The 12,561-nt window shown below is 44.3% G+C and carries 12 protein-coding genes and 1 rRNA gene; 10 read left to right on the forward strand and 3 right to left on the reverse strand.

Annotation, left to right across the window (positions count from 1 at the left end):
• Window positions 1-11: 11 nt before the first annotated feature.
• The gene (gene alr / locus L3V27_RS22145) at window positions 12-1,088 is read left to right on the forward strand and encodes an alanine racemase (protein ID WP_041853013.1); all 1,077 of its coding nucleotides are present in this window, start codon (window positions 12-14) and stop codon (window positions 1,086-1,088) included.
• Between the two features lie 38 nt (window positions 1,089-1,126).
• Here alr and L3V27_RS22150 read toward each other — a convergent pair whose 3' ends face one another.
• Window positions 1,127-1,546, reverse strand: coding sequence for a secondary thiamine-phosphate synthase enzyme YjbQ (locus tag L3V27_RS22150; protein WP_046874640.1), 420 nt, complete (start codon window positions 1,544-1,546; stop codon window positions 1,127-1,129).
• A 306-nt stretch (window positions 1,547-1,852) separates the two neighbouring features.
• Between L3V27_RS22150 and pgi the strand changes: the two genes are divergently transcribed.
• Window positions 1,853-3,505, forward strand: a complete 1,653-nt coding sequence (gene pgi, locus L3V27_RS22155; RefSeq protein ID WP_104969858.1) for a glucose-6-phosphate isomerase — start codon at window positions 1,853-1,855, stop codon at window positions 3,503-3,505.
• Window positions 3,506-3,610: 105 nt separating this feature from the next.
• Here the strand turns inward: pgi and L3V27_RS22160 are convergent, their stop codons facing one another.
• Window positions 3,611-4,072, reverse strand: a complete 462-nt coding sequence (locus tag L3V27_RS22160) for a chemotaxis protein CheX (RefSeq protein ID WP_005381269.1) — start codon at window positions 4,070-4,072, stop codon at window positions 3,611-3,613.
• Between the two features lie 9 nt (window positions 4,073-4,081).
• Window positions 4,082-4,546: a zinc uptake transcriptional repressor Zur gene (gene zur, locus L3V27_RS22165; protein WP_005381268.1), complete on the reverse strand. Its 465-nt coding sequence runs from the start codon at window positions 4,544-4,546 to the stop codon at window positions 4,082-4,084.
• A gap of 321 nt (window positions 4,547-4,867) precedes the next feature.
• Here zur and dusA point away from each other — a divergent pair, with 321 nt between their 5' ends.
• The 8 genes from dusA to L3V27_RS22205 form a co-directional block, all read left to right on the forward strand.
• Window positions 4,868-5,848, forward strand: a complete 981-nt coding sequence (gene dusA / locus L3V27_RS22170; RefSeq protein ID WP_237312735.1) for a tRNA dihydrouridine(20/20a) synthase DusA — start codon at window positions 4,868-4,870, stop codon at window positions 5,846-5,848.
• Between the two features lie 162 nt (window positions 5,849-6,010).
• Complete coding sequence (gene pspG / locus L3V27_RS22175) at window positions 6,011-6,226, forward strand: envelope stress response protein PspG (RefSeq protein WP_005398086.1); 216 nt, start codon at window positions 6,011-6,013, stop codon at window positions 6,224-6,226.
• A gap of 98 nt (window positions 6,227-6,324) precedes the next feature.
• Complete coding sequence (locus L3V27_RS22180; RefSeq protein WP_048626708.1) at window positions 6,325-6,984, forward strand: TIGR04219 family outer membrane beta-barrel protein; 660 nt, start codon at window positions 6,325-6,327, stop codon at window positions 6,982-6,984.
• 157 nt (window positions 6,985-7,141) lie between these two features.
• Window positions 7,142-7,372 (forward strand): hypothetical protein, encoded by a 231-nt coding sequence (locus tag L3V27_RS22185; protein WP_005455817.1) that lies wholly within the window; start codon window positions 7,142-7,144, stop codon window positions 7,370-7,372.
• Between the two features lie 117 nt (window positions 7,373-7,489).
• Window positions 7,490-9,361, forward strand: a complete 1,872-nt coding sequence (locus tag L3V27_RS22190; RefSeq protein WP_237312737.1) for an assimilatory sulfite reductase (NADPH) flavoprotein subunit — start codon at window positions 7,490-7,492, stop codon at window positions 9,359-9,361.
• A complete protein-coding gene (gene cysI / locus L3V27_RS22195; RefSeq protein WP_237312739.1) occupies window positions 9,361-11,103 on the forward strand; it encodes an assimilatory sulfite reductase (NADPH) hemoprotein subunit in 1,743 nt (580 codons plus the stop codon). The genes L3V27_RS22190 and cysI overlap by 1 nt, the downstream gene beginning before the upstream one ends.
• Entirely contained in the window at window positions 11,096-11,875 is a 780-nt protein-coding gene (locus L3V27_RS22200) for a phosphoadenylyl-sulfate reductase (protein WP_006743230.1), read from the forward strand. Before cysI ends, L3V27_RS22200 begins: the two co-directional genes overlap by 8 nt.
• A 622-nt stretch (window positions 11,876-12,497) precedes the next feature.
• Window positions 12,498-12,561: ribosomal RNA gene (locus tag L3V27_RS22205) — 16S ribosomal RNA — on the forward strand; the annotation flags it as partial.

Consider the following 12,561-nt stretch of genomic DNA (forward strand, 5'->3'; position numbering starts at 1 on the left):
CCATGAGCTATATGAAAGCGGCCAAGGCGTGCATTGATTTGTCTGCGTTGCAGCACAACTTACAGCGCGTGAAAGCGCAAGCGCCCCAAAGTAAAGTGATGGCTGTAGTGAAGGCCAATGGCTATGGTCACGGATTACGTCACGTTGCAAAACATGCCAACCATGCGGATGCCTTTGGTGTTGCGCGCATTGAAGAAGCGTTGCAACTGCGCGCTTGTGGCGTGGTAAAGCCGATTCTATTGCTAGAAGGTTTTTACTCTCCAGGTGACTTACCTGTTCTTGTGACGAACAACATCCAAACCGTGGTGCATTGTGAAGAGCAGCTTATCGCTTTGGAGCAAGCCGACCTTGAAACTCCGGTTGTCGTGTGGCTTAAGATTGACAGTGGGATGCACCGTCTTGGCGTTCGCCCTGAGCAATATGATGAGTTTGTCACGCGGTTGAAAGAGTGTCCAAACGTAGCCAAGCCGTTACGTTACATGAGTCACTTTGGCTGTGCAGATGAGCTGGATAGCCATATCACTCCCCAACAGATTGAGCTGTTTAAGTCGTTGACCTCTGGTTGTCAGGGGGAGCGTTCACTTGCTGCATCTGCGGGGTTGTTGGCATGGCCTCAAAGCCATTTGGATTGGGTTCGTCCGGGCATCATCATGTATGGTGTATCGCCATTTGATGACAAGACCGCACAAGATCTGGGGTATCAACCCGTGATGACACTTAAATCCCATCTTATTGCGGTACGTGAAGTTAAGAAGGGCGAAAGTGTTGGCTACGGCGGTATGTGGACCAGTAAGCGAGATACAAAAGTCGGTGTCATCGCAGTAGGGTATGGCGACGGTTACCCAAGAAGTGCCCCGAACGGCACTCCGGTTTGGGTAAATGGTCGTAAAGTACCTATCGCAGGTCGAGTTTCTATGGATATGCTGACGGTCGATTTGGGACCAGATGCAACGGATAAAGTCAGCGACGAAGCGATTCTTTGGGGGAAAGAGCTCCCAGTAGAAGAAGTGGCGGGTCACATTGGTACCATTGCGTATGAACTCGTGACTAAGCTAACGCCTCGCGTCGAGATGGAGTACTCAAAATAAACAGCGAAAGGCTAACCTAAGGTTAGCCTTTGTTTTATCTACTCACCGTTAATCGTAGCAATAACGCGGCGGCCGCCGCCAAAGTCTCGGTGCTCACCCAAGTAAATGCCCTGCCATGTTCCTAAAGCTAATCGACCATTTTGGATTGGTATCGTCACACTACTGCCAAGTAGGGATGCTTTAATGTGTGCTGGCATGTCGTCATCACCTTCATAGGTGTGCTGATAATAAGGAGCACGCTCTGGTACAAACTTGTTGAAATGCGCTTCCATGTCCATACGCACGGTTGGATCAGCATTCTCATTTAAGGTCAAACTGGCGGAGGTATGCTGAATAAATAGGTGTAATAAACCTACTGAAAGCTCGTTTATTTGTGGTAATTGTTGTTCAATTTCATCAGTTATTAGGTGAAAACCGCGGCTTCTCGCTTTTAATTGCAGTGTTTTTTGTGCCCACATACGTGTTCCTTTGGAAATTTATAAATTGGCGTCTATCCTATTCCAATTAGAGCCTGTCATTAGTAAGTGATATGATTCTTGTCATCGTAAATGAATTGTTCATTTTCAGGGCAGGGAACGTGACCTAACTCAATGTGAATGTAAATACTCTCAGTCATAATTGGCACCTGAAAAAAAATTACAAAGACTTGTTTTGTGGCAATTCGCCCAAACATCTAATTAATATTCTATTTGCTAAATCGGGGATTCCACAGTTTTCGCTAGACTGTAAGGAATGGAACCTACTGTAACATCGGGATAAAGACCATGTTGAAAAATATCAATCCAACGCAAACACAAGCTTGGAAAGCGCTAACTGCGCATTTCGAATCTGCACAAGATATGGATCTTAAAGAGTTATTTGCTCAAGACGCAGCGCGTTTCGACAAATACTCTGCACGTTTCGGCTCAGACATCCTAGTCGATTACTCAAAGAACCTCATCAATGAGGAAACTCTGAAGCACCTGTTCGCTCTTGCGAACGAGACTGAGCTGAAATCTGCAATTGAAGCGATGTTCAGTGGTGAAGCGATCAACCAAACAGAAGGTCGCGCTGTTCTTCACACTGCACTACGTAACCGCGCGAATACACCAGTAATGGTAGACGGCGAAGACGTAATGCCAGCAGTGAACGCGGTTCTAGAAAAAATGAAATCATTCACTGAACGCGTTATCGGCGGTGAGTGGAAAGGTTACACAGGTAAAGCAATTACAGATATCGTGAACATCGGTATCGGTGGTTCTGACCTTGGTCCTTACATGGTGACGGAAGCTCTAGCACCATACAAAAATCATCTAAACCTTCACTTCGTATCTAACGTTGATGGTACTCACATCGTTGAAACGTTGAAGAAAGTTAACCCAGAAACGACGCTATTCTTGATCGCGTCTAAGACGTTCACAACGCAAGAAACCATGACTAACGCGCACACTGCTCGTGATTGGTTCCTAGAGTCTGCGGGTGATCAAGCGCACGTGGCTAAGCATTTTGCTGCGCTTTCAACGAACGCGACAGCCGTGTCTGAGTTCGGTATTGATACCGCGAACATGTTCGAATTCTGGGACTGGGTTGGTGGCCGTTACTCACTATGGTCTGCAATCGGTCTATCAATCGCATTAGCGGTAGGTTACGACAACTTCGTTGAGCTGCTTGAAGGTGCTCACGAGATGGACAAGCACTTCGTATCAACGGACCTAGAAAGCAACATCCCTGTGATCCTTGCTCTGATCGGTATTTGGTACAACAACTTCCACGGTGCGGAATCAGAAGCTATCTTACCTTACGATCAGTACATGCACCGTTTCGCGGCGTACTTCCAACAAGGTAACATGGAATCAAACGGTAAATACGTTGACCGTGAAGGCAATGCTGTGACTTACCAAACGGGCCCTATTATTTGGGGTGAACCAGGTACCAACGGTCAGCACGCGTTCTACCAACTGATTCACCAAGGCACTAAGCTGATCCCATGTGACTTCATTGCACCTGCAATCAGCCACAACCCAGCTAGCGATCATCACCAAAAACTGATGTCCAACTTCTTTGCGCAAACTGAAGCACTAGCGTTTGGTAAGAGTGAAGAAACCGTGAAAGAAGAGTTGGTGAAAGCAGGTAAGAACGCTGAAGAAGTGGCCGCGATTGCGCCATTCAAAGTGTTTGAAGGTAACCGTCCAACAAACTCTATCCTAGTGAAGCAAATCACGCCTCGTACGCTAGGTAACTTGATCGCAATGTACGAACACAAAATCTTCGTACAAGGTGTTATCTGGAACATCTTCAGCTTTGACCAATGGGGCGTGGAGCTAGGTAAACAACTGGCTAACCAAATCCTACCTGAGCTTGCAGACGAGTTTCAAATCAGCTCGCATGACAGCTCAACAAATGGTCTAATCAACGCATTTAAAGCGTTCAAAGCTTAATGTTTGGTTTGAATAGATAAAGAAAAGGTCAGCAAATGCTGACCTTTTTTATTGCCTGAGGCAAAAACAAAATAGGTTGGCCAGTGCCAACCTATTTTTTCTCTTTTATTCGAAGCAGATTTCGATAAAGGCATTTCCCCACTGGGAAGAGAAAGGCATGATGATGATTGAGCCCTCACATTTGTGGCGAATGGTATGGCCTCGGCCAGAAACCACTACCGGTGTTGCCATATCAAAATCAAAACCACTTTCCGCCAGAATGCGTTTCGCACCACCAGTAACCATGTTGGTGATCTCACCCACCATATCGGTGACCTCTTCATTGAGTCCATTTGGACGCTCACCAAGCATGTTCTGCATGATTTCTAGAGCTAGCGCTTCATCAAAGGTAATCGACATTGAACCACGAGTTTGTGGACCTACCATGCCAATCAGACCAGAAACGTCACCTCGTGCGATCTCATCTTTTTTGATTCGCGGTTTTTGTGGCTTCAGCTCAAGAGAAGCCATGGTTTTTAGCACGTTCATTAAAGAAGCTAAAAACGGGTTTACAAATTCAGCGCGCATAACGTTCTTCTATACTTTTTCTTTCGTCTCGGAGGAACAGGCCTGGCATTCACCATGAGTTTCAATAACTTGGTTGGTCAGTTTGAATCCATGCTTCTCGGCGTTTTCGGCTAACAAGGATATCAGCGTCTCATCTTCGAGTTCAACGACATCACCACATTTATCGCAAATTAGTAATTGGAAAAAGTGCTGCTGAGTATTGAAAGAACAACAAGTAATAAAGCTATTTGTCGATTCCACTCGGTGGATGAAGCCTTGCTCTAGGAGAAAATCTAATGCTCGATAAACAGTGGGAGGCTTAGCCTGAGGCTCACTCTCTTTTAGTTGCTCCAATAGCTCATACGCACTTGAGGCGCGGCGATTAGAACAAATGAGTTCAAATACGCGTCGGCGTTGCGGAGTCAATCGTACTCCACGCTCTGCGCAGATACTTTCAATTTGTTCAATGATTGTTGGGTTCAAACCTTTCACCATAACTATCGGACGTGCTCTATGATAAATCATTTCTATACGAAGTTCGTTTAGAAATGCTTCATTTTACCCACTATCAGAACGAAAATCATGAATTAAAGCAAGTCGGTGGTGGTGTGAAGTCGGAATAGTCATCACAGAATGAATCAACGAGTGACGAATTCGTATTACTGCTGCATATTCTTAAGCATTTGGCTAGCCAGCCAGCCAAATCATTCTCGCTGAAACTAGCACCTAGAGGTGCTTGGGTATACAATACCCGACTTATTTTTTGAGCGTACTGCTGCGCTCGACCTTGGCAACATAAAAACGGGTGTTTATATCATGACTCATTCTTGCAGGCTCTCCGTAGCACCAATGCTCGACTGGACCGATCGTCATTGTCGCTACTTCCATCGCTTAATGACCAAAGAAACCCTGCTGTACACTGAAATGGTGACGACAGGTGCGATCATTCATGGAAAAGGAGATTTCCTCGCTTACAACGAAGAAGAGCATCCGTTGGCCCTTCAGTTGGGTGGTTCAAACCCAGAAGACTTGGCAAAGTGTGCCAAACTGGCTCAAGAGCGTGGCTACGATGAGGTTAACCTCAATGTGGGTTGTCCGTCTGATCGTGTACAAAACGGTCGCTTTGGTGCTTGCCTAATGGCGGAACCACAGTTGGTTGCGGATTGTGTCGCTGCAATGAAGGATGTGGTTGATATTCCTGTGACAGTCAAGACTCGTATTGGTATTGATGATCAAGATTCTTACGAGTTCCTAACGGATTTTGTTTCTATTGTCTCAGAAAAGGGGGGCTGTGAGCAGTTCACTATCCACGCACGTAAAGCTTGGTTAAGTGGTTTAAGCCCAAAAGAAAACCGTGAGATCCCACCATTGGATTACCCACGAGCTTACCAATTGAAGCAAGATTTTTCTCACTTAACCATTGCGATTAACGGTGGCGTGAAATCATTAGAAGAAGCAAAAGTACATCTTCAGCATCTTGACGGTGTGATGATTGGTCGTGAGGCTTACCAAAGCCCATATCTACTGGCATCGGTAGATCAAGAGTTATTTGGCTCTAATGCTCCAGTGAAGAAACGCAGCGAAATTGTTGAAGAAATGTACCCATACATTGAAGCGCAATTAGCGAAAGGTGCGTACCTTGGTCATATTACCCGTCATATGTTAGGTTTATTCCAATGCATGCCAGGTGCTCGTCAATGGCGTCGTCATATCAGTGAAAATGCGCACAAGCCGGGTTCTGGTTTAGAAGTGCTGCAAGACGCGTTAGCGAAGATTCCAAAAGAATTGAATGTGTAAAATTCACCAGTGGTTGGCTAAAATTGCCAACTAAAGAATGATAAAGCCAGAGTGCAGAAATGCCTCTGGCTTTATTTTTGAATAAAATCAATGTTTTATCGTCATCTTGATAAGTTGGTATGGAAACTGCTGTGTTTATTAAAAACAAATGGAGAAGTGATTATGTTGGAGCTAATCTTTATTTTAGTCTTTGCGGCGACCCTATTGGTTACCGGTATCACAATGATGACCGTATTCGCAGCAACCGGTATTGCGTTAGTTGTGATGTTTTTACTGGGAATGGTCGGAGCGGTACTCAAACTATTGCCATGGTTAATCGTGATTGCATTGGGTGTTTGGTTCTTCAAGAATTACGTTGCCCAGCCCCGCTATAAATAACGAGTGACATGATTTAGTTGATAGAGAGACGTGAGAGTATGGTATATTTCCTCTCACGTCTTCAACGTGAACATCAGCTATCTCGGAGTACACACTACATGACAAATAAAGCGACCATCGCTTTAACAGCATTATCGTTGGCAGTATCTTTTCCTGTTTTTGCAGAATATTCTGTATCGACGAAAGTCGGCGCAGAGATCTGGGCTGCTGACACTAAAGTAAATGAAGTAAGACGAGATAGCAGCACAACAGGCGCATTTTACGCGGCGATTGAACATGATGTTAAATACGTTCCTAATGCGCGCCTTCGTTACTCAAGTGTTGATGCGGACTACATGGGGTTCGATAAGCTCGATTTAACCATGTACTACCAAGTTCTGGAGCATGATTTATTGCATTTTGATGCGGGTGTTACATTCAGTAATTTAAGTGACACTAAATACATTGATGCTGGCTCAAACAAGCGTATAGAAGAGTTTGATGAGCTGATTTGGGCTTGGTACGGCTACGCAGAGATTCAAGTTCCGGACACAAATTTTGATGTGATTGGTGAGATAAACTTTGGTGACAACAAAGGTATCAAAAGCACTGATTTCATGGCAGGTGTTCAATACCATGTACCGCTCGAAAAAGCTCAACTGGCTTTTCGTGGTGGTTACCGCGTGATTGATTTGGAGTCCGAGAAATTCATGTCGGATCTAGGGAAAGAGTTTATTTTTGCTAACGGCTTTTTTGTGAGTGCAGAATACGCATTCTAAATGCAGCCAGATTAGATACTCGATTTTTTTAAAACGTCGCTTTATAAGCGGCGTTTTTTTATATCACTTCATTATATCCAATCGAATTTTCTGCCTATTTTGCTGACTTAGACCATGCTTACCTAGGAGCAATGTGAAAGTTAAAGCAGGGATAGCGATGACAATAAACGAACTAAGACATCTATTCCGTGAAAACCAGCTTGTCGAAGCGATTATTGAACCTGCAATCCAAGAGGGTGGCTGGGTTGTGGAATTCAGACATGCGCGCGGTGGTTTTGTTTTTCTGACGGACAGTCATGGTGAAGAATGTCTTTATGAAGATTTGGATGCAGCGTCAAAATCGGCAATGGCAGTAGGCTTTCAACAAGTCCGCATTGAAGATCGATGAGCAAAAAGTAAGCCGTTCTTACTTCCAAAAAGTTATAAAACATTCACTTCTATTCTTTCTTGTTATTAAGGAGAGTGGGTACTCTATCGTCACGCAATGAATAGGGATGTCGTGATAATGTCTTTTCAAAAGAATGAGTATTCTCACAAGAATGTGTCTGAAGATAATAATGGGCAAGGAGGAACTCCTCCAATCGCAAGCCCTCTGAATGACCAACAAATTAGCTCACTCCAACAAACTGTCTCTGAGTTGTCTTCACAGCAACTTGCTTGGGTCAGTGGGTATTTTTGGGGATTAGCTCAAAATCAACCAAATACAGCGGTAACGCCAATTGCACAAGCGACGGCAGCCGTATCAGCGAAGCCTGCAGGTAAGTTGAGTATTATTTTTGCTTCCCAAACTGGCAACGCTAAAGGCGTTGCTGAAGTTTTAGAGCAGGAAGCAAAAGCAGAAGGAATTGCTGTCGAACTTTTTGATGCAAGTGATTACAAAGGTAAAAACTTAGCCAAAGAAACACATGTCATTATTGTGGCATCGACGAATGGCGAAGGCGAAGCACCAGATAACGCTATAGAGCTACACGAGTTTTTGCAATCTAAGAAAGCTCCTAAGCTGTCAAACCTTCAATATGGCGTTATTGCTCTGGGTGACTCGAGCTACGAATTCTTCTGCCAAACCGGTAAAGACTTCGACGCTTACCTATCAAAGTTAGGCGCGACCCCATTTATCGATCGTCTTGATTGCGATGTGGATTATGAAGCACCAGCAGCTGAATGGCGTAAGAATGCGTTAGGTAAGGTAAAAGATACGCTTTCTTCTGGCACTGAAGCGGATGTGGTTCAACTTCCGGTGTGTCAGGCGGCGACTGCGCACTCTCCTTACAATAAACAAAACCCATACACAGCGACGTTACTGACCAGTCAAAAAATCACGGGGCGTGATTCTGGAAAGGATGTTCGTCATATAGAAATTGACTTGGAAGGTTCGGGGTTAACGTATCAGCCTGGTGATGCGCTAGGTGTGTGGTTTGAAAATAGCTCAGAACTTGCAAATGCCATTCTTGGTAAGGTCGGTTTGTCTGGGGTTGAGACCGTTGACGTTGATGGTGAAAGCTTGTCAATTCATAGTGCTCTCGTGAGTAAATATGAAATCACAACATCTAACCCACAGCTCATTACAAAGTTTGCCGAGTTATCCGGTAGCAAGAAGCTACAAAAGCTGGTTGACGATAAAGATAAACTTCGCGAGTACTCTGCTAATACTCAAATTGTTGATGTATTGGCAGAGAAGAAAACCAAGTTAACCGCAGATGAGTTGATTAGTTTGCTTCGTCGTCTTACTCCTCGCCTTTACTCTATTGCATCAAGCCAAGAAGAGGTCGATGAAGAAGTACACCTAACGGTTGCTTTGGTTGAGTACGAACAAAACGACGAAAAACGATATGGTGGTGCGTCTAGCTTCTTAGCACAGCGTCTCGAAGAGGGAGATGAAGTTAAAGTATTCGTTGAGCATAACAACAACTTCAAACTGCCGGAAGATGATAGCACTCCAATTATCATGGTGGGTCCGGGCACTGGGATCGCACCATTCCGTAGCTTTATTCAGGAACGTGAAAACCGTGATGCTGAAGGCAAAAACTGGTTGTTCTTTGGTGATCGCACGTTCACTCAAGACTTCTTGTACCAAGTGGAATGGCAAAAGTACCTCAAGTCAGGAGTACTAAGCCGATTGGATGTTGCCTTTAGTCGTGACCAAGTAGAAAAAGTTTACGTACAGCACCGCATCTTAGAAAACGCAGCTCAAGTGTGGCAGTGGATCCAAGAAGGCGCTTATATCTATGTCTGCGGTGATGCAACGCGTATGGCAAAAGATGTGCACGACGCACTGGTTATCGTTGCTGAACAAGAAGGCAAGATGCCGCGTGACGATGCAGAACAATTTATTAATGACCTACGTAAAGCGAAACGTTATCAGAGGGATGTGTACTAATGACTTTTTCTACGGACAATAATAAGCAGGTTGTATTAGGTGAAGAGTTAGGGCCGCTATCTGATAACGAGCGCCTGAAGCGAGAAAGTAACTTATTACGTGGCACCATTGAGCAAGATTTACAGGACCGTATTACTGGTGGCTTTACTGCCGACAACTTCCAGTTAATTCGTTTCCACGGTATGTATCAGCAAGACGATCGTGATATCCGTAATGAACGCACAAAGCAAAAGCTAGAGCCATTGCATAACGTGATGCTTCGTGCTCGCATGCCTGGAGGCATCATCACGCCAACGCAATGGTTAGCGATCGACAAGTTCGCAACGGAGCACTCTTTATATGGAAGTATTCGTCTAACGACGCGCCAAACGTTCCAGTTTCATGGAGTATTGAAACCGAATATTAAGTTGATGCATCAAACGCTCAACAGTATTGGCATTGATTCGATTGCAACCGCGGGTGATGTAAACCGTAACGTGTTGTGTACCACTAACCCGGTCGAATCAGAACTTCATCAAGAAGCTTATGAATGGGCGAAGAAGATCAGTGAACACCTGCTTCCAAAAACACGTGCTTACGCTGAGATTTGGCTGGACGGTGAGAAAGTAGAAAGCACTGAAACTGAAGAAGATGAGCCTATTCTGGGTAAAAACTATTTACCGCGTAAGTTTAAAACGACGGTGGTGATCCCACCGCAAAATGACGTAGACGTTCATGCCAATGATCTTAACTTCGTAGCAATTGCGGATAACGGCAAGTTGGTAGGCTTTAACGTTTTAGTTGGCGGCGGCCTAGCGATGACACATGGTGATACGTCAACTTATCCGCGCCGCGCTGACGACTTAGGTTTCATCCCATTAGAGAAAACGCTTGATGTTGCAGCTGCGGTGGTTACCACTCAGCGTGATTGGGGTAATCGCTCAAACCGTAAGAATGCCAAAACCAAATACACACTTGACCGTGTAGGTACTGATGTCTTTAAAGCCGAAGTCGAAAAGCGAGCAGGCATTCAGTTTGAAGCAAGCCGCCCGTACGAGTTTACTGAGCGTGGTGACCGTATTGGTTGGGTAGAAGGAATTGATGGTAAACATCACTTAGCACTTTTCATCGAAAATGGTCGTCTGCTGGACTTCCCAGGTAAACCACTTAAAACGGGTGTTGCTGAAATTGCCAAAATCCATAAAGGCGATTTACGTATGACTGCCAACCAGAACTTAATTGTTGCGGGGGTACCTAAAAGCGAAAAAGCGAAGATCGAAAAGATCGCTCGTGAACATGGCTTGATGGATGACAATATCAGTGAGCAGCGCAAAAACTCAATGGCGTGTGTTGCCTTTCCAACGTGTCCGCTAGCGATGGCAGAGGCAGAGCGTTTCCTTCCTCAGTTTGTTACTGATGTGGAGGGGATTTTGGAAAAGCACAACCTACCAGAAAATGACAACATCATTTTGCGTGTAACTGGGTGTCCAAACGGTTGTGGTCGCGCCATGTTGGCTGAAATTGGTTTAGTGGGTAAAGCGCCAGGTCGTTACAACCTACATTTAGGTGGTAACCGTGCTGGTACTCGAGTACCAAAAATGTACAAAGAGAACATCACGGATAAGCAAATCTTAGAAGAGATTGATCTGCTGGTGGCTCGATGGTCGAAAGAGCGTGAAGAAGGCGAAGCCTTTGGCGATTTCACTATTCGTGCTGGTATAATCCAAGAAGTGCTCGTATCAAAGAGGGACTTTCATGCTTGATTCTGTAGCATCCAGGCTTGAGCTTACAGAGTTATTGACATTAACAAAGACGGAGCAAATCCTCCGTCTTGCTCAAATTAATGTCGAGCTCGAAAAGCTTTCGGCACAAGATAGAGTAAAGTGGGCTTTAGAGAATCTAGAGGGCGAGTTTGCGGTTTCTTCTAGTTTTGGTATTCAAGCCGCGGTTATGCTTCATTTAGTTACTCAAGTCAAAGCGGATATCCCCGTCATTCTAACCGATACAGGATACCTGTTTGCTGAAACCTATCAATTCATTGATGAGCTGACAGATGCTCTCAACCTAAACTTAAAAGTTTATCGAGCGAAAGAAAGTGCGAATTGGCAAGAGGCTCGATATGGAAAGTTATGGGAGCAGGGTGTAGAGGGAATTGAAAAATACAACAAGCTCAATAAAGTGGAGCCAATGCGTCGAGCGCTAAAAGAGCTTAATGTTGGAACGTGGTTCTCTGGACTACGTCGAGAGCAAAGTAAATCACGAGCAGGTTTACCGATACTATCAATTCAGAACGGTGTGTTTAAGTTTTTGCCCGTAATTGACTGGACTAATAAAGACGTCCATTACTACTTAGAACAACACGGCCTTAAATACCACCCATTGTGGGATGAAGGTTACCTTTCAGTTGGTGATACTCATACCACTCGTAAATGGGAGCCGGGAATGTCAGAGGAAGAAACTCGATTCTTTGGTTTAAAACGAGAGTGTGGTTTACATGAAGATGATGGTTCAGAACAAGATGGGTCCGGCATATAACCATAATGACTTTTAAATCGAGTTTAGAGTAAATAAAGAAAGCTGCAATAAAGCAGCTTTCTTTATTATAGCACCTGAAAAACACGCCTTATAGAATAACTCTGTGGATAAGCTGTGCGAGTTCTTGGGGCAAAGTTGAATAAATAAAGCTTTGATCGAAAACTCATCGTTTAACCATTATTTTTTGCAATTTTTGAAAAATAACGCTTGCCAATGTGAGCGCGATCTCTATAATGCCTCCTCGTCGACAGGGCAAGGGCTCACAAGGGTTTAAGCGAAGTTGATAAGGCTGAAAAGAAAAACGAAATAATTTGAAGAAAGTGTTTGACACAATAAATTATCTCGCTAGAATGGCCGCCTCTTCCGGAGTGATGTCAATCACAAAGAAGAGTTGCTCTTTAACAATATAGACCTATCAATCTGTGTGGGCACTCGTTGATGATAATCCAATTAGAAACTTCGGTTTCAAATTAGGTTTCAATGATACGAAGTGACCATTCGAATTGGAAAGCAGCCTTGAGCTGTTTTATTTCACTTTTTAAAAGTGAAAACCAATAAGAGCACAGTCAATTCAAACATTACTTATGTAATGTTCAGTATTCATTGAGCCGAACAAAATCTTAAATTGAAGAGTTTGATCATGGCTCAGATTGAACGCTGGCGGCAGGCCTAACACATGCAAGTCG

This window comes from Vibrio sp. J2-3(2022) (genome assembly GCF_021725735.1).
Classification (GTDB): Bacteria; Pseudomonadota; Gammaproteobacteria; order Enterobacterales; family Vibrionaceae; genus Vibrio; species Vibrio diabolicus.

Coding starts and splice junctions, on each gene's coding strand:
- alr (WP_041853013.1), top strand. CDS start 12: ATGAAAGCGGCCAAGGCGTGCATTGATTTGTCTGCGTTGCAGCACAAC.
- L3V27_RS22150 (WP_046874640.1), bottom strand. CDS start 1,546: ATGTGGGCACAAAAAACACTGCAATTAAAAGCGAGAAGCCGCGGTTTT.
- pgi (WP_104969858.1), top strand. CDS start 1,853: ATGTTGAAAAATATCAATCCAACGCAAACACAAGCTTGGAAAGCGCTA.
- L3V27_RS22160 (WP_005381269.1), bottom strand. CDS start 4,072: ATGCGCGCTGAATTTGTAAACCCGTTTTTAGCTTCTTTAATGAACGTG.
- zur (WP_005381268.1), bottom strand. CDS start 4,546: ATGGTGAAAGGTTTGAACCCAACAATCATTGAACAAATTGAAAGTATC.
- dusA (WP_237312735.1), top strand. CDS start 4,868: ATGACTCATTCTTGCAGGCTCTCCGTAGCACCAATGCTCGACTGGACC.
- pspG (WP_005398086.1), top strand. CDS start 6,011: ATGTTGGAGCTAATCTTTATTTTAGTCTTTGCGGCGACCCTATTGGTT.
- L3V27_RS22180 (WP_048626708.1), top strand. CDS start 6,325: ATGACAAATAAAGCGACCATCGCTTTAACAGCATTATCGTTGGCAGTA.
- L3V27_RS22185 (WP_005455817.1), top strand. CDS start 7,142: ATGACAATAAACGAACTAAGACATCTATTCCGTGAAAACCAGCTTGTC.
- L3V27_RS22190 (WP_237312737.1), top strand. CDS start 7,490: ATGTCTTTTCAAAAGAATGAGTATTCTCACAAGAATGTGTCTGAAGAT.
- cysI (WP_237312739.1), top strand. CDS start 9,361: ATGACTTTTTCTACGGACAATAATAAGCAGGTTGTATTAGGTGAAGAG.
- L3V27_RS22200 (WP_006743230.1), top strand. CDS start 11,096: ATGCTTGATTCTGTAGCATCCAGGCTTGAGCTTACAGAGTTATTGACA.